Annotated in this window: 16 protein-coding genes; 14 read left to right on the top strand and 2 right to left on the bottom strand. The window is 65.0% G+C overall.

Annotated elements, in window-relative coordinates; translation table 11 throughout:
* Nucleotides 1-15 precede the first annotated feature (15 nt).
* Entirely contained in the window at nt 16-885 is an 870-nt protein-coding gene (locus JW897_RS05755; RefSeq protein ID WP_205465438.1) for a D-alanyl-D-alanine carboxypeptidase family protein, read from the bottom strand.
* 223 nt (nt 886-1,108) lie between these two features.
* Between JW897_RS05755 and uvrB the strand changes: the two genes are divergently transcribed.
* On the top strand, nt 1,109-3,121 hold the full coding sequence (gene uvrB, locus JW897_RS05750) for an excinuclease ABC subunit UvrB (protein WP_048413998.1): 2,013 nt from the start codon (nt 1,109-1,111) through the stop codon (nt 3,119-3,121).
* 57 nt (nt 3,122-3,178) lie between these two features.
* Here the strand turns inward: uvrB and JW897_RS05745 are convergent, their stop codons facing one another.
* Entirely contained in the window at nt 3,179-4,150 is a 972-nt protein-coding gene (locus JW897_RS05745) for a bile acid:sodium symporter family protein (RefSeq protein ID WP_205465437.1), read from the bottom strand.
* 94 nt (nt 4,151-4,244) lie between these two features.
* Here JW897_RS05745 and JW897_RS05740 point away from each other — a divergent pair, with 94 nt between their 5' ends.
* The 13 genes from JW897_RS05740 (at nt 4,245) to fliJ (ending at nt 17,874) form a co-directional block, all read left to right on the top strand.
* Nucleotides 4,245-5,168 (top strand): LysR family transcriptional regulator, encoded by a 924-nt coding sequence (locus tag JW897_RS05740; protein ID WP_205465436.1) that lies wholly within the window; start codon nt 4,245-4,247, stop codon nt 5,166-5,168.
* Nucleotides 5,169-5,362: 194 nt separating this feature from the next.
* Complete coding sequence (locus JW897_RS05735; RefSeq protein WP_053077331.1) at nt 5,363-6,580, top strand: EAL domain-containing response regulator; 1,218 nt, start codon at nt 5,363-5,365, stop codon at nt 6,578-6,580.
* A gap of 11 nt (nt 6,581-6,591) precedes the next feature.
* On the top strand, nt 6,592-7,101 hold the full coding sequence (locus JW897_RS05730) for a putative pterin-binding protein (protein ID WP_048413995.1): 510 nt from the start codon (nt 6,592-6,594) through the stop codon (nt 7,099-7,101).
* 5 nt (nt 7,102-7,106) lie between these two features.
* The gene (locus tag JW897_RS05725) at nt 7,107-9,332 is read left to right on the top strand and encodes an ATP-binding protein (RefSeq protein ID WP_048413994.1); all 2,226 of its coding nucleotides are present in this window, start codon (nt 7,107-7,109) and stop codon (nt 9,330-9,332) included.
* Between the two features lie 127 nt (nt 9,333-9,459).
* Nucleotides 9,460-9,957 carry a low molecular weight protein-tyrosine-phosphatase gene (locus JW897_RS05720; RefSeq protein WP_259043938.1) on the top strand — a complete coding sequence of 166 codons (498 nt, stop codon included), beginning with the start codon at nt 9,460-9,462 and terminating at the stop codon, nt 9,955-9,957.
* Between the two features lie 79 nt (nt 9,958-10,036).
* Nucleotides 10,037-10,735: a chemotaxis protein CheB gene (locus tag JW897_RS05715; protein WP_156187820.1), complete on the top strand. Its 699-nt coding sequence runs from the start codon at nt 10,037-10,039 to the stop codon at nt 10,733-10,735.
* Nucleotides 10,736-10,757: 22 nt separating this feature from the next.
* Nucleotides 10,758-12,134 carry a sigma-54-dependent transcriptional regulator gene (locus tag JW897_RS05710; protein WP_205465435.1) on the top strand — a complete coding sequence of 459 codons (1,377 nt, stop codon included), beginning with the start codon at nt 10,758-10,760 and terminating at the stop codon, nt 12,132-12,134.
* A gap of 2 nt (nt 12,135-12,136) precedes the next feature.
* Entirely contained in the window at nt 12,137-12,457 is a 321-nt protein-coding gene (fliE, locus tag JW897_RS05705; protein WP_019099998.1) for a flagellar hook-basal body complex protein FliE, read from the top strand.
* Nucleotides 12,458-12,558: 101 nt separating this feature from the next.
* Entirely contained in the window at nt 12,559-14,241 is a 1,683-nt protein-coding gene (gene fliF, locus JW897_RS05700) for a flagellar basal-body MS-ring/collar protein FliF (RefSeq protein ID WP_240352090.1), read from the top strand.
* Nucleotides 14,234-15,232 carry a flagellar motor switch protein FliG gene (gene fliG / locus JW897_RS05695; protein WP_048413990.1) on the top strand — a complete coding sequence of 333 codons (999 nt, stop codon included), beginning with the start codon at nt 14,234-14,236 and terminating at the stop codon, nt 15,230-15,232. Before fliF ends, fliG begins: the two co-directional genes overlap by 8 nt.
* Nucleotides 15,213-16,040 (top strand): FliH/SctL family protein, encoded by an 828-nt coding sequence (locus JW897_RS05690; protein ID WP_205465433.1) that lies wholly within the window; start codon nt 15,213-15,215, stop codon nt 16,038-16,040. Before fliG ends, JW897_RS05690 begins: the two co-directional genes overlap by 20 nt.
* Entirely contained in the window at nt 16,021-17,415 is a 1,395-nt protein-coding gene (gene fliI / locus JW897_RS05685) for a flagellar protein export ATPase FliI (protein WP_205465432.1), read from the top strand. The genes JW897_RS05690 and fliI overlap by 20 nt, the downstream gene beginning before the upstream one ends.
* 9 nt (nt 17,416-17,424) lie before the next feature.
* Complete coding sequence (fliJ, locus tag JW897_RS05680; RefSeq protein WP_048413987.1) at nt 17,425-17,874, top strand: flagellar export protein FliJ; 450 nt, start codon at nt 17,425-17,427, stop codon at nt 17,872-17,874.
* The last annotated feature ends 68 nt before the right edge of the window (nt 17,875-17,942 follow it).

Genomic DNA, 17,942 nt, shown 5'->3' with positions numbered 1-17,942 from the left:
TTGGAGGCGGCGGACTCAGCCGGCCAGCCAGCTGCCGGGATGCGCCTCCAGCCAGGTCTTGATGCTCTTGGCGTCGTTGACGCGGGCGGCGCTGCCGCCGGCGGCCAGCAGCACGATGATCAGAGGCTGCGAACCCACTGTGGCCTGCAACACCATGCAGCGGCCGGCCTCCTGGATGTAGCCGGTTTTTTGCAGGGAGATCTCCCAGTCGCCCTCGCGCACCAGCGCGTTGCTGTTCTTGTATTGCAGCACGCGGCGGCTGACCGATTGAATCTGATGTTTCTCCGTGGTGGTGAAGGCGCGGATCAGCGGATAGCCGTGCGCGGCGCGGACCATGCGGGCGAGGTCGGCGGCGGTGGAGGTGTTGCGCATGTCCAGGCCGGTGGCGTCGTAGAAGACGGTTTCGCTCATGCCCAGGCTGCGCGCCTTGCGGTTCATTCGCTCCACGAAGGTGGCGCTGCCGCCGGGCAGGGCGGTGCGGGCCAGCGTGGCGGCGGCGCGGTTTTCAGACGACATCAGCGCCAGCAGCAGCATTTCCTTGCGGCTGAGCGTGGTGCCCACCGCCAGGCGCGAGGAGGTGTTTTTCACCCGGTCGATCTCGGCGTCGGACACGGTCACCTCCTGGTCCAGCGAAGCGCCGGAATCCAGCAGCACCATCGCCGTCATCAGTTTGGTGATCGAGGCGATAGGCATGCGTTGGTGGATGTTCTTCTGGTACAGGGGTTCGCCGGAGATGCCGTTGAGCACCAGTACGGAATGCGAATTCAGCCGCGGAACGGACAGGTCGGCCATCTGCGAGGCCACCATCACGCTGGACGGCGAACCTGCCAGCACCGGCATGGCTAACGCCGCGGATACCAGCAGGCTTGCAATTTTCTTGATCATGCTTCACTCCAGGGAGAGCGGATATTGACGAATCTCGGACCGAAAAATAGGCTCGCGGCGTCTGCGCCGCAAGCCGTGTTTTATGCTCGGTCTGACTGTATTTTAAACAATGTTTTGACTGTGTATAGCCTGAATCGCAGCTTTTTTATATGCAGTCGCGTCGGGGGTGTGAACCGAGGGGGAAGCGCGTAGAATCAGGCTATCTCCTCCGATGTCTCGACCCATGCTGCGCACCTATCCCAACAGTCCGTTCAAACTGCATCAACCATTCGAGCCTGCCGGCGATCAGCCGGGCGCCATCGCCCAACTGCTGGAAGGGCTGGACGACGGCCTGTCCTACCAGACCCTGCTGGGGGTCACGGGTTCCGGCAAAACCTACACCATGGCCAACGTCATCGCGCAAAGCGGACGTCCGGCCATCATCATGGCGCACAACAAGACGCTGGCGGCGCAGCTCTACAGCGAGATGCGCGAGTTTTTCCCGGAAAACGCCGTCGAGTATTTCGTGTCTTATTACGATTACTACCAGCCGGAAGCCTATGTGCCCAGCCGCGATCTTTTCATCGAAAAAGACTCCAGCATCAACGAGCACATCGAGCAGATGCGCTTGTCGGCGACCAAATCCATTCTGGAGCGGCCGGACTGCATCATCGTCGCCACCGTCTCCGCCATCTACGGCATCGGCGACCCCTCCGACTACCACCAGATGATTTTGCATCTGAAGGAGGGGGAGACGCTGGCGCAGCGCGACATCATCAGCCGGCTGACCACCATGCAGTACGACCGCAACGACATGGACTTCGGCCGCGGCACCTTCCGGGTGCGCGGCGACGTGATCGACATCTACCCGGCGGAAAGCAGCGACACCGCGCTGCGCGTCAGCATGTTCGACGACGAAGTGGAAACGCTGACCCTGTTCGACCCGCTGACCGGGACGACCAAGCAGCGGGTGGGGCGCTTCACCGTGTTTCCGTCCAGCCACTACGTGACGCCGCGCGACACCGTGCTGCGCGCCTGCGAACATATCAAGGAAGAACTGCGCGAGCGCATCGAGCGCTACCAGAAAGACGGCAAGCTGGTGGAGGCGCAGCGTTTGGAGCAGCGCACCCGCTTCGATCTGGAAATGTTGTACGAGATGGGGTTTTGCAAAGGCATTGAAAACTACTCGCGGCATTTCTCCGGCCGCGGGCCCGGCGATCCGCCGCCTACGCTGATCGACTACCTGCCCAAGAACGCCTTGATGTTCATCGACGAATCCCATGTCACCGTGCCCCAGGTCGGCGCCATGTACAAGGGCGACGCCGCGCGCAAGGCCAATCTGGTGGAGTATGGCTTCCGCCTGCCGTCGGCCGCCGACAACCGGCCGCTGAAATTCCACGAATTCGAATTGCTGATGCCGCAAACCGTGTTCGTGTCCGCCACGCCGGCCAACTACGAGAAAGAACACGCCGGCCAGGTGGTGGAACAGGTGGTGCGCCCCACCGGCCTGGTGGACCCGGTGATGGAGGTGCGGCCGGTGGGCACCCAGGTGGACGACCTGCTGTCCGAGATCCGCCTGCGGATGGAGAAGGGCGAGCGCGTGCTGGTCACCACGCTGACCAAGCGCATGGCCGAGCAACTGGCCGACTACTACACCGAGCATGGCATCAAGGTGCGCTATCTGCACAGCGACATTGATACCGTGGAGCGGGTGGAAATCATCCGCGACCTGCGCCTGGGCGTGTTCGACGTGCTGATCGGCATCAATCTGCTGCGCGAAGGCCTGGACATTCCGGAAGTCAGCCTGGTGGCGATCCTGGACGCGGACAAGGAAGGCTTCCTGCGCTCGGACCGCTCGCTGATCCAGACCATAGGCCGCGCCGCGCGCAACCTCAATGGCAAGGCCTTGCTCTACGCCGACCGCATCACCGACTCGATGAAGCGGGCGATGGACGAGACCGAGCGCCGCCGCGCCAAGCAGATGGCCTTCAACGCCGAGCACGGCATTGTTCCCAAGGGCGTGGAGAAGAAGATCAAGGACATCATCGACGGCGTCTACAGCGTGGAGGACGAACGCAAGAAGCTGGTGGACAACGCCCGCGTGGCGATGATGGACGAAAAATCCCTGGCCAAGGAAATCAAGCGCCTGGAGAAGGAAATGATGGAGGCCGCGCGCAATCTGGAGTTCGAAAAGGCGGCCGGCCTGCGCGACCAGCTCAAGCACCTGAAGGAGCAGGCCTGGATCAACGACCTATAAGCGTCCCGGCCATGTCCGCGCAACGCCCCGCTCGAATCCGAGCGGGGCGTTGTCTTTTTAACGAGACTCCGCCGTCTGTTGCTGCCGGCGGTAGCGCTGCGCCAGCGCCGCGCAGGCCATCAACTGGATCTGGTGGAACAGCATCAGCGGCAACACGATGGAGCCCAGCATCGGCGCGGCGAACAGCACCTTGGCCATCGGCACGCCGCTGGCCAGGCTTTTCTTGGACCCGCAGAACACGATGGTGATCTGATCCGCGCGCGAGAAGCCCAGCTTGCGGCTCAGCAGCATGGTGATGGCCAGCAGCAGGCCGAGCAGCACCAGATTGACCAGTAACAGCGCGGCCAGCGCCTGCGGCGGCGTCTGCCGCCACAGCCCGCTGATCACCGCGGCGCTGAAGGCGGTGTAGACCACCAGCAGGATGGAGCCCTGATCGACGTAGCGCAGCAGGCCCTTGTTGCGGTCCACCCAGCCGCCTATCCAGCGCCGGGCGATCTGGCCGGCGACGAAGGGCAGCAGCAATTGCATCACGATGTCCAGCACCGGCCCCCAGCCCTGGCCGGCGCCGTGGTGCTTGACCACCAGCAGGCTGACCAGCAGCGGCGTGATGAAGATGCCCAGGATGTTGGAGGCGGTGGCGCTGCAGATGGCGGCAGGCACATTGCCCTGCGCCATGGAGGTGAAGGCGATGGACGACTGCACGGTGGAAGGCAGCATGCACAGATAGAGCACGCCCAGGTAGAGCTCAGGCGTCAGCAGCGGTTGCAAGGCCGGTTGCAAGGCCAGGCCGAGCGCCGGAAACAGCAGGAAGGTGCAGCCCAGCACCAGCAGGTGCAGCCGCCAATGCGCGGCGCCGGCCAGCACCGCCTCGCGCGACAGCTTGGCGCCGTGCAGGAAGAACAGCAACGCGATCGCCAGATTGGTGACGAGGTTGAACGCGGCGGCGACGTCGCCGGAGCAGGGCAGAACGGAAGCCAGCGCGACGGTGGCGAGCAGGGACAGGGTGAAGGTGTCGAGTAGTTTGGGCATGAGGCGATGCGGCGATGGCAGGGAAGCCGCTATTGAACCGCAGCGCAATTGAGAATACAAATGCATTTATATGATCTATTCATGAGTAATTGATATGAATGTGACTTTGCGTCAATTGCGGGTTTTCCAGGCCGTGATCGAACTGGGCGGCTTCAGCCGCGCCGGCGACGCGCTGGGCTTGACCCAGCCGGCGGTCAGCCGCGCGGTGAGGGAGCTGGAGCAGGCCTTGGACTTGCGCTTGTTCGACCGCACCACGCGCGAGGTGGAGCCCACCGCGGCGGCCCGCCGGCTGCAAGGGAAGCTGACGCGGGTGCTGGAAGCGCTGCAAGAAGCCTTGAGCGAAGCCCGGATGGAGGGCGCGCAGGCCCACGGCGTGGTGCACGTGGCCAGCAGCCCCACCTTGTCGGCCAGCCTGATGCCTTTGTTGATCGCGCGTTGCCGGCGGCTTTACCCGCAACTGCGGCTGGTGCTGCACGACCAGGTGCAGCGGCTGAACATCGACGCGGTCGCGAGCGGGCAGGTGGATTTCGGCCTGGTGGTGGAGCCCGACGCGGCTGCGCCGCTGGAAAGCGAGCCCCTGCTGGAGGACGACTTCTGGCTGGTGTGCCGCAAGGACCACGCCTTGGCCGGCCAGGCGGCGGCGCATTGGGCGCAGCTGGACGGCCAGCCGCTGGTGTTGCTGGATCACAGCTCCGGCAGCCGTCGGTTGATCGACGAACTGCTGGCCCGGCACGGCCTGGCTTGCGAAGTGGCGCAGCAATTGGGGCATTCCCAATCGGTGTTCCGCATGGTGGCGGCCGGCTTGGGCCTCAGCGTCACGCCGGGGCTGGCCATGCCGCCGCCCGCCGGCTGCGGCCTGAGCGTATTGCCGCTGCTGCCGGTGGAAACGCGCCGCATCGTGCTGATCAAACGGCCCAATCGCTCCTTGTCGCCGCTGGCGCGCAAGGTCTGGCAACTGGCGCTGGAAATGCGCGCGGAGTTGGCCGCCGCGGCGCGGCCGGCCGCCTGGGGAGGCTGAGTCCGCCGGGGGATGTCGGGCGCGCCGGCTGGAAAAGACGGAGGCCGCGGGCTATTTAAATACTAATAGGGGCAAAAACGGGACCCGGATCGCCGCGCGGCGTAGAGCTGCGCCGCGCGGGCCGGTCACGCGGGCCCGCAGCGGGCGCCGGTAGCGACAACAGCCAGCACGGGATGGGACAGACGGGGGAGGCGATGCCGCAAATCTTGGTGGTTGACGACGAAGCCGTGTCCCGGCAATTCCTGATCGCGGTGTTGCGCCAGGTGGGCATGAGCAAGATTTCCGAGGCGGTGGACGGCCTGGACGCGCTGATGCAGCTGGACGCCGGCGACCGGGCTTTCGACCTGATTTTTTGCGACCTGGACATGCCGCGCATGGACGGCGTCGAATTCGTCCGCCACTTGGGCGAGAGGGCTTATCGCGGCAAATTGCTGATCACCAGCGGTTTCGACGAGAGGGTGCTGGACAGCGTGGCGGATCTGGCGCGGATGTACGCCTTGCGCTTGTGCGGCGTCTTGCCCAAACCGGTGGATCCGGAGCAGTTGCTGGCGATGCTGGCCGCGCCCATCGCGACGGGGGAGGCGGTTTGCCTGCCCATGGAGCGGATCAACAGCGAAGAATTGCGCCTGGGCATAGAGCGCGGCGAAGTGGTGCCGTTTTTCCAGCCGCAGGTGGACGTCGCCAGCGGTCGGGTGCTGAGCGTGGAGGTGCTGGCGCGCTGGCTGCATCCGCAACTGGGCCTGCTCGGCCCGCTGCAGTTCATCGAGCTGGCCGAACAGAGCGGCCTGATCACGCAGATGACCAAGCGTCTGTTCGCGGAGGCGTCGCAGGCGCTGAAGCGTCTGGACGCGCGGCGGCGCCTGGACATGTCGGTCAATCTTTCCATGCAATCCTTGAAGGACTCCAGCCTGGTGGCCTCTTTGGTCTCGATTGCGCGCGAAGCCGGCCTGGAGATGTCCCGGGTGACGTTCGAAGTCACGGAAAGCGGCGTGATGGCGGACCCGGCCTCGGCGCTGGAAATCATGACCCGCTTGCGTTTGAAGGGAGCGGGCCTGGCGATTGACGATTTCGGCACCGGCTTCGCCAGCATGGACCGGCTGGCGCGCATCCCGTTCACGGAGCTGAAGATAGACAAGGGCTTCGTCATCGACGCGGCGGGCAACTCCACCAACCGTTCCATTTTCCTGGCCAGCGTCGAACTGGGACGCCGGCTGGGTTTGAAAGTGGTGGCCGAGGGCGTGGCGTCCGAGGCCGAGTGGGCGCTGTGCCGCGAGTTCGGCGTATCGGCCGCTCAAGGTTCCCTGATCTCCCCGCCGGTAGACGAAGCCTCCTTCGCCGAATGGCTGACGAGTTGCGGCGGAGGCGTGCCGCAGTCGGCGCGGGATTGGGTATTCATAACAGCGCACAGCTAAGCGAGAAAACCATGAGACGACTTGGAATCCTGTTGTTGCTGCTCGGCCTGGCGGCCGCGGCGCCCTTGGCCGCCGCGGCCGACGTTTTGGCCAAGCCCACCGGCAAGGTGGTGCTGGTGATCAGCGGCGGCGTCGGTCAAAGAAACCAGGGCGACGCCGCGGCCTTCGACATGGCGATGCTAGGCAAGCTGCCGCAGCGCAGCTTCAGCACCCATACCCCCTGGTATCCGGGCCTGACCCGCTTCTCGGGGCCTTTGTTGCGCGATGTGCTGGCCGCCGCCGGCGCTCACGGCAAATTGTTGAAGGCGGTGGCGCTGAACGACTACAAGACCGACATTCCCTTTGACGACGCCAGCCGTTTCGACGTGATCCTGGCGACTCAGATGAACGGCAAGCCGATGCCGGTGCGGGAAAAAGGGCCCTTGTTCATCGTCTATCCCTACGACTCGCAAGAAGAGCTGCGTTCGGAGCTGTATTACAACCGTTCCGCCTGGCAACTCAAATCCCTGCTGGTGCATTGAGCGCGATGGATACGCCGCAGCGCAGCCATTCCACCTGGCGCAGCCTGATCTTGATCGGGGCCACGCTGGCCTGCGTGTTCGCCGGAGTGGCCTACATCCAGGTACGGCAGGCGGACATGCTGAACACCGCGGCGCGCTACGAGGGCGACAACATCGTATGGGCCTACTTCCAGCTCGAAACCGAGGCCATGCGGCTGCAGACCACGATAGAGCACGTGCTGAATCACGAGCAGGACCGGGCCGAGCTGCAGGAGCGCTACGACATCTTCGTCAGCCGGGTGGGAGTGGTGGACCACGGCCTGTACTCCAGCCTGCTGGACGGCACCCAGGAATACCAGCAGGCCCGTCCCAAGCTGGACGCCTTCATCCGCAAGGCCGACGCCTATTTCAGCCGCCAGTCCGGCGCGGCGCTGGAACTGGACGGCCTGCGGCGGCTGGACTCCGAACTGGACTTGCTGAGCGGGCCGTTGCACGACCTGTCCCTGGTGGCCAATCAGCGCATGGCGGAACAGGTGGACGCGCGCAACAAAAGCATGCAGCAGCACATCGTGGTCAGCAATTGGCTGATGGCCTTCGAATGGGCGCTGATCCTGGGCTTCGCCACCATCGTGGTGCGGCAGCTGCGGCAGCTGGAGCGGCGCCGCCACGAACTGGAAGAACTGACCGACGTGCTGGAGCAGGCCCGGGTGCAGGCCGAAGCCGGCAGCATGGCGAAAAGCGTGTTCCTCGCCAATATGAGCCATGAAATCCGCACCCCGCTCAACGGCGTGCTGGGCATGCTGTCCTTGCTGGGAGACTGCACGCCCACGCCGGTGCAGGCGGACTACATCAAGACCGCCGAAGAGTCCGCCCGCCATTTGATGGCCTTGCTCAACGACGTGCTGGACGCCAGCAAGCTGGAGTCCGGCAAGCTCGACCTGCTGCCCACGGTGTGCAATTTGCGGCAACTGCTGCTGCAATGCGAAAGCCTGATGCGCGGCCAGGCGGTGGCCAAGGGGCTGGCCATGCGCATGGCGCTGGATCTGAACGTGCCCGAATGGGTGTTGTGCGACCCGACCCGCCTGCGGCAAATCCTGCTCAACCTGCTCAGCAACGCGATCAAGTTCACCGAGATCGGCGCGGTGACCATTCAGGCGGAAGCCGCGGAATCGGGGGCGGAAAGCGGCGCCGTGTTGCGGATCACGGTCAGGGACACCGGCATAGGCATGGACGACGCCACCCTGGCGCGACTGTTCAAGCGCTTCTCCCAGGGCGACAGCTCCACCGTGCGCCAGTACGGCGGCAGCGGCCTGGGGCTGGAGATTTCGCAGAACCTGGCGCAGCTGATGGGCGGCGGCATCACCGTGCACAGCGCGCTGGGCGCGGGCAGCGTCTTCGTGCTGTCGCTGCCCTTGCAGGCGATGAGCGCGCCGGAAGGCCGGGCCAAGGCGGGCGCGGAGGCGGACGCCGCCGGGCCGTGGCGCCAACTGCGCGTGCTGGTGGTGGACGACAATCCGGTCAACCGCAAATACATGCAGGCGATGCTGCAAAGGCAAGGGCATCTGGTCACCGTGATGCAGGACGGGGCGGAGGCGGTGGAGGCGGCCGCCCGGCAGCCCTTCGACCTGGTGCTGATGGATTTGCACATGCCGGCGATGGACGGCATCGAGGCGACGAAGCGCTTGCGCGAGCGCGCGATGACGCCGGGGATGAAGATCGTCGCCCTGACCGCCGACGTGCTGGCGGAGACGCGGCACAAAGCTCTGGCCGGGGGGCTGGACGACTTCCTGGCCAAGCCGCTGCACGCGGAAGACTTCCAGGCCATGCTGGAGCGTCAGTTCGGCGATGGGCCGGCGCCGGAACACGGCGACGAGCCCATCTTGCTGCCGGCCTTGCTGGACGTGGCGATGATAGAAAAAATGACGGAGATGCTGACCCTGGAAAAATATCGGGAGCTGGTGGCGCAATTCTTCGCCGGCAAGGTCGGCCGGGTCGACGAACTGCTGGCCGCGGCGCTGGCCGGCCAGCGCGACCAGGTGCGGCGCCACTCGCACAATCTGAAAGGCGCCGCGCTGACCCTGGGCTTCAGCGCGTTGGGCGGGTCCTGCGCCGGGCTGGAGCGCCTGGCGCTGGCTGCGGAGGAGGGCTTGGCCGACGAGGCGGAAAGGGTGGGTCTCCTGTTTGACTCCACCCGCAGCGCCTGCATCGCGGCCGGCTATTTGTCAGGCATGGACTTGCCGGCGCTGCGTTAGCCGCGGGGAGGGCGGAAATCGCCAAAGGCCGCTGCGCGGGCGCGTGGCCGGCGGCGGAAGTGATAAGATCGAGGCGAGTCAGTGCTTGAATCCCATACTGAATAAAAATAGAGAGCCGAAGCCGTCCATGAGCCAGAACGATTGCTTGTCCATTTTGTTTGTTTGCATGGGAAACATCTGCCGGTCGCCGACCGCGGAAGGGGTGATGCGCGCCAAGCTGAGGGCCGCGGGCCTGGAGGCGCGGATGCGGGTGGAATCCGCGGGCACGCACGACTACCACGTCGGGGAAGCGCCGGACCGGCGCACCTGTCAGGCGGCGCGGCGCCGCGGCTACGACCTGTCCGATTTGCGGGCAAGACAGGTGGAAGCGCTCGATTTCGAGCGTTTCGACTGGATTTTGGCCGCCGACCGGCAAAATTTGGCTTTGTTAAACGCCCAATGTCCGCCATCCTATCGCGGCAAGCTGCATTTGTTGCTGGAGCCGCTGTCCGGCGCCGTCCGCGAGGTGCCCGATCCCTACTACGGCGGCGCCGGCGGTTTCGACGCCGTGCTGGATCTGGTGGAGGCGGCTTGCGACGCCTGGCTGGCCCGCATCGCCGACGCGGAGACGGAGCCGGCGCCATGAAGCCGTTTGACGCGGAAGCGCCGCGCGCGCGGGCTGTTTTGACGATAACCATAGAAAGCCAAGGACGCGTATGGGGCAGATGACGAGGGGAAGCGCCGCCAAGAAGCCGCTGGACGTGGTGCCCAGCCACAATGCGGACATCATCCTGCCCAAGCAGGCCGGCAAAATGCCGCTGGCCAGCCAGGCGGTGATCGTCATCGGCTCCTCCACCGGCGGCACCGAGGCCCTGCGCACCTTGCTGACCGCGCTGCCTGCCTCGATGCCGCCCATCCTGATCACCCAGCACATGCCGGAAATGTTCACCCACTCCTTCGCCACGCGCTTGAACACCTTGTGCAAGCTGACGGTGAAAGAGGCGGAGGACAACGAGCGGCTGCAAAACGGCACCGTCTACATCGCGCCCGGCCATTCCCATCTGCTGATCAAACCCGCGCCCACCATAGGCTACGCCATCGGTCTGCACGCCGGGCCGCCGGTCAACCGGCACCGCCCGTCGGTGGACGTGCTGTTCCGCTCCGCCGCCAATCTGGTGGGCAAGAACTGCATAGGCGTGATCCTGACCGGCATGGGCCGGGACGGCGCCAGCGGCATGCTGGAGCTCAAGCAGGCCGGCGCCTGGAACATCGCCCAGGACGAGGCCAGCTGCGTGGTGTTCGGCATGCCCAAGGAAGCCATCGCCATGGGCGGCGCGCACGAGGTGCTGGCCTTGGAAAGCATCGCCACTCGCCTGTCGGTGCTGGCCTCGCAAAAGCAGCAGCAAGCCGGCGGTTCGGCTTAACTATCTGATAGAACAAGAAAACATGAAGTATCTCCCTATTCTGGTGGTGGAAGACGACGCCGATCTGCGCGAAGCCATCGTCGACACCTTGAGCCTGGCCGGCTATCCCACGCTGGAGGCCGGCGACGGCGCCGCGGCCCTGGCCAAATTGAAGGAAGCGCCGGTGGGGCTGATCGTGTCCGACGCCCAGATGGCGCCTATGGACGGCTACGCGCTGTTCGAAGAGGCGAAAAAGCGCTATCCCGGCGTGCCCTTCATCCTGATGACCGCCTACGGCGTGATCGAAAGGGCGATTGAACTGCTGCGCGCAGGCGCCGCGCATTACCTGCTCAAGCCGTTCGAGCCGGCCAGCCTGATCGCCGAAGTGGAAAAGCATCTGCTGCGCATGCCCAGCGAGGCGAGCGGGGAAGTGGTGGCCGAATCCGCCGCGATGCGGCAGCTGTTCGCGCTGGCCGGACGCGTGGCCGGCAGCGACGTCAGCGTGATGATCTCCGGCCCCAGCGGCGTGGGCAAGGAAGTGCTGGCGCGCTACATCCACCGGCACTCCAAGCGCGCGGAAGGGCCTTTCGTCGCGGTCAACTGCGCGGCGATCCCGGAAAACCTGCTGGAATCCACCCTGTTCGGCCATGAGCGCGGCGCCTTCACCGGCGCGGCGCAGGCGCTGCCCGGCAAGTTCGAGCAGGCGCAGGGTGGCACCATTCTGCTGGACGAAGTCACCGAGATGCCGCTGTCGCTGCAGGTCAAGCTGCTGCGGGTCTTGCAGGAGCGGGAAGTGGAGCGCGTCGGCGGCACCCGCACCTTGAAGCTGGACATCCGCGTGCTGGCCACCTCCAACCGCGATCTGCAGGCCGCGGTGGACGCCGGCAACTTCCGCGAGGACCTGTATTTCCGCCTGAACGTGTTCCCGATGCGCATTCCCGCATTGGCCGAGCGCCGCGACGATATTCTGCCGCTGGCACGAATCATGCTTAAAAAGTACGCGGAGGCCGCCGGAAGAGGCAATCTGATCCTGTCCGAGGATGCGGAACGTCATTTGACGGCCTATAGTTGGGAGGGTAACATCCGCGAACTGGAGAATGTGGTGCAGCGGGCGGTGATTCTTGCCGCCGGGGCGGAAATTTTTGCCGCCGACTTGCTGCTGGATCACGACTCCGGCGCGGCTCAGGTTACCCGGACAGCGTCTGAAAAAGACAATTCCGTGTCGGATGAAACCGACATGAAAACGCTAGAGAAACGCCATATTCTGGAAACCTTGACCGCAGTGGGCGGCGTCAAGAAGCTGGCCGCGGAAAAACTGGGCATCAGCGAGCGCACCTTGCGCTATAAATTGCAGCGTTACCGTGATGAAGACGCAGCCGACGGATGTCAGGAGGTTCCAGATGGAAATGGCTTGGAGTAACCATGTCAGTGCCAAATATCGATCAACTGTTGGGCGAGCTGCGCACCGCCTCGGCCCTGGCCGCGGGCAAGCCCGCCGCTACGGCCCCGGAAGCGTCCCAGGTGGACTTTTCCGCTGTGCTGAAGTCCACCTTGGAACAGGTGAACTCGGCGCAGCAGACTTCGCAGGAGATGCAGAAGCAATTTGAATTGGGTGACGAGGGGGTCAACCTGCAGGACGTGATGGTGTCGCTGCAGAAAGCCAGCCTGTCGTTCCAGACCATGGTTCAGGCGCGCAACAAGCTGGTCACCGCCTATCAGGAAATCATGAATACCCAAGTCTAGCGCTGCCGGACCCGACCAGCCGGCGGCGGTGGGCTCGAACCTAAAACCACTGTATGGCTGACCTGGCAGAAGAAAACGCTACGCCCGTTTGGCGAAGCCGCATGAATGAAGCGTCCGATCGCTTCAAAGCGCTTCCCAACAATAAAAAAATCCTGTTCCTCGCGGCGGTGGCCGCCATTTTCGCCGTCGTCGTGGGCGCGGTGGTGCTGAACCGCACGCCCAGCTATAAAGTCCTGTTCTCCAATATCTCAGACCGCGATGGCGGCCAGGTGGCCGCGTCGCTGCAGCAGATGAACGTGCCCTACCAACTGAGCGAGGGCGGCACCATCTCCGTGCCCTCGGACAAGGTCTACGACGCGCGCCTCAAGCTGGCGGCGCAAGGCCTGCCCAAGGCCGGCGGCGTCGGTTTCGAACTGATGGACAATCAGAAGTTCGGCATCAGCCAGTTCGCCGAGCAGGTCAACTACCAGCGCGCGATCGAGGGCGAGCTGGCGCGCACCATCGAAGCGGTGGGCTCGGTGGAAACCGCCCGCGTCCACATCGCCATTCCCAAGCAGAGCGTATTCGTGCGCGAGCAGCAGCAGCCCACCGCCTCGGTGATGCTGAGCCTGTTCCGCGGCCGCCTGCTCGACGCCGGACAAATCGCCGGCATTCTGCACCTGGTGTCCAGCTCGGTGCCCAATCTGCCGGTCAAGAACGTCACCATCGTCGATCAGGACGGCAATCTGCTATCCAAACAGAACGGCCCGGACGAGAACTCGGGTCTGGATCAGCGTCAGCTGGGTTACGTTCGTCAGATCGAAGAAGGCTACGTCAAGCGCATCGAGGACATCCTGGAGCCGATCTTCGGCAAGGGCAACTCGCGCGCCCAGGTCACCGCCAGCGTAGACTTCGCCGAGGTGGAGCAGACCTCGGAAACCTTCAAGCCCAATTCCAGCCCCAATCCGTCCGCCACCCGCAGCCAGCAGATCAGCGAGAAGCTGAACAACGGCGCGGCGCTGCCGTCCGGGGTGCCGGGCGCCTTGTCCAATCAGCCGCCGTCGGCCGCCTCCGCGCCTATCAGCTTGCCGCCGGGCGCCGCGCCGGGCACCGCCACGCTGTCCGGCCAGACCATGGGCGCGTCCGGCACGCTGCAACGCGACATCACCACCAATTACGAAGTCGACAAGACCATCCAGCACACCAAGATGCCGCAGGGCGGCGTCAAGCGCCTGTCCGCCGCGGTGGTGGTCAATTACCGGCGGATGCCGGACAAGAACGGCGAGATGAAGCCGACGCCGCTGACGCCGCAAGAGGTTCAGCAGATCAATAATCTGGTCAAGGAGGCGATGGGCTTCAACACCCAGCGCGGCGATACCTTGAACGTGGTCAACGCCGCCTTCGCCGACGCCGAAGTGCCTGCCACGCTGCAGGAAAAAGTCACCGACTACGTGACCAGCAACGGCTCCAGCCTGATCAAGTACGGTTTGCTGACCATCGCGGTGCTCTACCTGCTGTTCGGCGTGGTGCGCCCCATCATGCGCGACCTGGTCAAGCCGCCTGCGCCGGCCAAGGGCAGCGAGGAAGAGGCCGCGGCACAAGCCGCAGCCGCCGGCGGCCGCCTGCTGGGCGTGGCCGGAGAAGAGGGCGAGGAGGGCGCGGCCGGTCACGCCGGCGGCGGCGATCCGCGCGAAGCGCAGATGCGGCAATACACCACCAATCTGGAAGCGGTGCGTGAAATGGTGAAATCCGATCCGCGCATGGCCGCTCAGATCATCAAGGAATGGATAAGCGCCGATGAGTGAGAACGGAGTGCGCAAAAGCGCGGTGTTGCTGTTCAGCCTGGGGCAGGCGGAAGCCGTCGAGGTGTTCAAATACCTGGGGCCCAAGGAAGTGCAGAAGATTTCGCTGGCGATGGCGGCGATCAACAATCTGAGCTACGAACAGATCGACGAGGTGGTCAGCGAGTTCAAGGGCGAGTGCGCGGCGCGCGCCAGCATCGGCGCGTCCGACGAGTATCTGCGCAATGTGTTGATCGAGGCGCTGGGCCCGGACAAGGCGGCCAACCTGCTGGACAAGATCATGCAGGGCAACGACCACAGCGGCATCGAAAGCCTGAAGTGGATGGACCCGTCCTCCGCCGCCGACCTGATCCGCAACGAACACCCGCAGATCATCGCCACCATCCTGGTGCATCTGGAGCCGGATCTGTCCAGCTCCATCCTGTCCTTCTTCCCGGAGCGGATGCGCAACGAGGTGCTGATCCGCACCGCCACGCTGGAAGGCGTGCAGCCGCAGGCGCTGCGCGAATTGAACGATGTGCTGACCCAGCTCTTGTCCGGTTCCGACCGCATCAAGAAGAGCGCGGCCGGCGGCATCGGCCTGACCGCGGAAATCCTCAACTTCATGGGTTCCAACGTCGAGGCCGCAGCGCTCAACTACATTCGCGAGTACGATCCGGAGCTGGCGCAGCGCATTCAGGACAAGATGTTCGTGTTCGAGAACATCCTGGAAATCGACGATCGTTCTATTCAGACCATTCTGCGCGAAGTGCAGTCCGATTCGCTGGTCATCGCGCTCAAGGGCACCAGCGCCGAGCTGAAGGACAAGATTTTCCGCAATATGTCACAGCGCGCGGCGGAAATGCTGCGCGACGATCTGGAATCCAAGGGGCCGGTCAAGCTGTCCGAGGTGGAGGCCGAGCAGAAGGAAATCCTCAAGGTGGTGCGCAAGCTCGCCGACGACGGTCAGATCGTGCTAGGCAGCAAGGGCGGTGATGAAGGTCTCGTCGAGTAATCCCATCATTCCCGGCGAAGAGCTGGAGGGCTGGAGCAGCTGGAGCCCCAACGCGCTGGACGGGCTGAGCCAGAAACTGACGCCGGTGCAGCTGATGGAGCTGGCGCAGCAGCGCCGCCGCCAGAAAGAGCTGGAGCAGGCGGAGACCGCCGCCGAAGCGACTCCGGCCGAGCCGGAAGAGACGGCTGATGCGGCCGAAGGCGAGCGCGTGGTCAGCGGCTATCCCACCGCGGCGGAGCTGGAGGCGATTCATCAGGAAGCCTGGCAGTCCGGTCATGAGGCCGGCGAGGAGGCCGGTCGCGCCGCCGGCTATCAAGAAGGCCTGACCGCCGGGCGCGAGCAGGGCCTGGCCGAGGTGCGCGCCGAGCAGGAGGCCCGCTTCGCCGCGGCCTGGCAGCCGCTGCAAGGGCTGGCGAACGAGCTGGCGCAACAGATCTCCCGTTTTGAAACCGAATTGTCCGCGGACTGGCTGGCCTTGGCGCTGGAGCTCGCCGGCCAGCTGAGCCACGGGCTGGCGCGGCAGAGCCCCTTGCTGATCCAGGAACTGCTGCGCGAGGCGCTGGACGATCTGCCGGCCACGCTGGCGCAGGCGCGTTTGCGCCTGAATCCGGCCGACCTGGAAGTGGCGCGGGAATTCCTGGCCCAGGAGACGCCGGAAACCCAGTGGCAATGGATTGAAGACCCTGAGGTGGAGCGCGGCGGCTGCGTGATAGACACCGCGGCGTTGCGGCTGGACCTGACCATGAGCACCCGCATCGCCGCCATGCGCAAGGCGCTGGGAATAGACGATGAGCCCGCAGCTGATTGAGCGCCAGCGCGCCTGGCTGCGCGACTGCGCGGACAGCGCGCGCGCCGCCAAGCTGTGGCAGCCTTGCGGCAAGCTGGTCCGCGTCACCGGCATGGTGATGGAGGCGGTGGGTCTGAAATTGCCGGTGGGCAGCGCCTGCCAGGTGGCCTTGGCGGATAAGCGCCTGGTGGAGGCCGAAGTGGTGGGCTTTTCCGGCGACAAAGTGTTTCTGATGCCCTTGAGCAATGTCCACGGCCTGCTGCCCGGCACGCCGGTGATGCCGCTGACGCCGCGGCACCCGCCGCAGTTCGGCAAGACTCAAGCCCAGGCCGCCGCCGACGGCGCGTCCGGCCGCATGGTGCCGGTGGGGCTCAGCTTGCTGGGCCGAGTGCTGGACTCCTTGGGCCGGCCGCTGGACGGCAAGGGCCCGATTCATCCCGACGCCTGGTTTCCGCTGCACAGCCAGCCGATGAACCCGCTGGACCGCTCGCCGGTGCGAGATGTGCTGGATGTCGGCGTGCGCGCTATCAACGGCTTATTGACGGTGGGGCGCGGCCAGCGCCTGGGTCTGTTCGCCGGTTCCGGCGTCGGCAAATCGGTGTTGCTGGGCATGATGGCGCGCTTCACCAAGGCGGACGTAGTGGTGGTGGGCCTGATCGGCGAACGCGGCCGCGAGGTCAAGGACTTCATCGAGAACATTCTCGGCGACGAGGGCATCGCCCGTTCGGTGGTGGTGGCCGCGCCGGCGGACATGCCGCCGCTGATGCGGCTGCACGGGGCCGCCTACGCCACCGCGCTGGCCGAGTATTTCCGCGCCCAGGGCCTGGACGTGCTGTTGCTGATGGACTCGGTGACCCGTTACGCGATGGCGCAGCGCGAGATCGCGCTGGCCATCGGCGAGCCGCCGGTCACCAAGGGCTATCCGCCGTCGGTGTTCGCGCGGCTGCCGCAATTGATCGAGCGCGCCGGCAACGCCGCCGAGGGCGGCGGCTCCATCACCGGCTTCTACACCGTATTGTCGGAGGGCGACGATCAGCAGGATCCGATCGCCGACTCCGCGCGCGCCATTCTGGACGGCCACTTCGTGCTGTCGCGCGAATTGGCCGAATCCGGCCACTATCCGGCCATCGACATCGAGCAATCCATCAGCCGGGTAATGGTGGACGTGGTGCCGCAGTCGCAGATGGCGCTGGCCCGGCAATTCAAGCAGCTGTATTCGCGCTATCAACGCAACCGCGATCTGATCAGCGTCGGCGCCTACGTGCCGGGTTCGGACCCGGTGCTGGACGAGGCGATGCGGCGCCAGCTGCCCATGGTCGGTTTCCTGACCCAGCCTATGCATGAGTCGCAGGATTTTCCTTCCAGCTGCGAGCAATTGCAGGGCGTGCTGTCCTGAGGCTGAGCCGTGGCGGAGAGCAAATACCTGTTGTTGATTCGTTTGGCCGAAGACAAGCAGAAGGCGGCCGCCGAACGCATGCGGCTGGCGCAAGGCCGGCTGGCGGACGCCCGTTCGCGCCAGGAACAGCTGGACGCGTTTCGCGGCGAATACCGGCAACGGCTGACCAGTCGCGGCGCGCAGGGCATCACTGCCTTGCAATACCAGGACTTCCAGCGCTTTCTCGCGCGCTTGGACGAGGCCATGGTGCAGCAGCAGGGCGAGGTGGAGCGCTGCACTCAGCGCTTCTTGCTGGAGCGCCAGGCCTGGCAGCATGAGTACAAGAAGCTCAAGGCCTATGAAAAGCTGCTGCAGCGCGAGCAGGAGCGCGCCGCGGTGCGCGAGGCGCGGCTGCAGCAGAAGGCCAGCGACGAATTCGCCACCCGGCGTTTTTGGGACAGCACCCACGGCGAGGACTGAGGGCCGGCCCACGGGGCGGCGCTTGGCACGCTAGTTGCTTTATCGTCTGCGTCTTACTTGTAGAGAGT

Origin of the sequence: Chromobacterium alkanivorans (genome assembly GCF_016937655.1) — a bacterium.
Lineage (GTDB): Bacteria > Pseudomonadota > Gammaproteobacteria > Burkholderiales > Chromobacteriaceae > Chromobacterium > Chromobacterium alkanivorans.
This window is presented reverse-complemented; position numbering and strand designations above follow the sequence as displayed.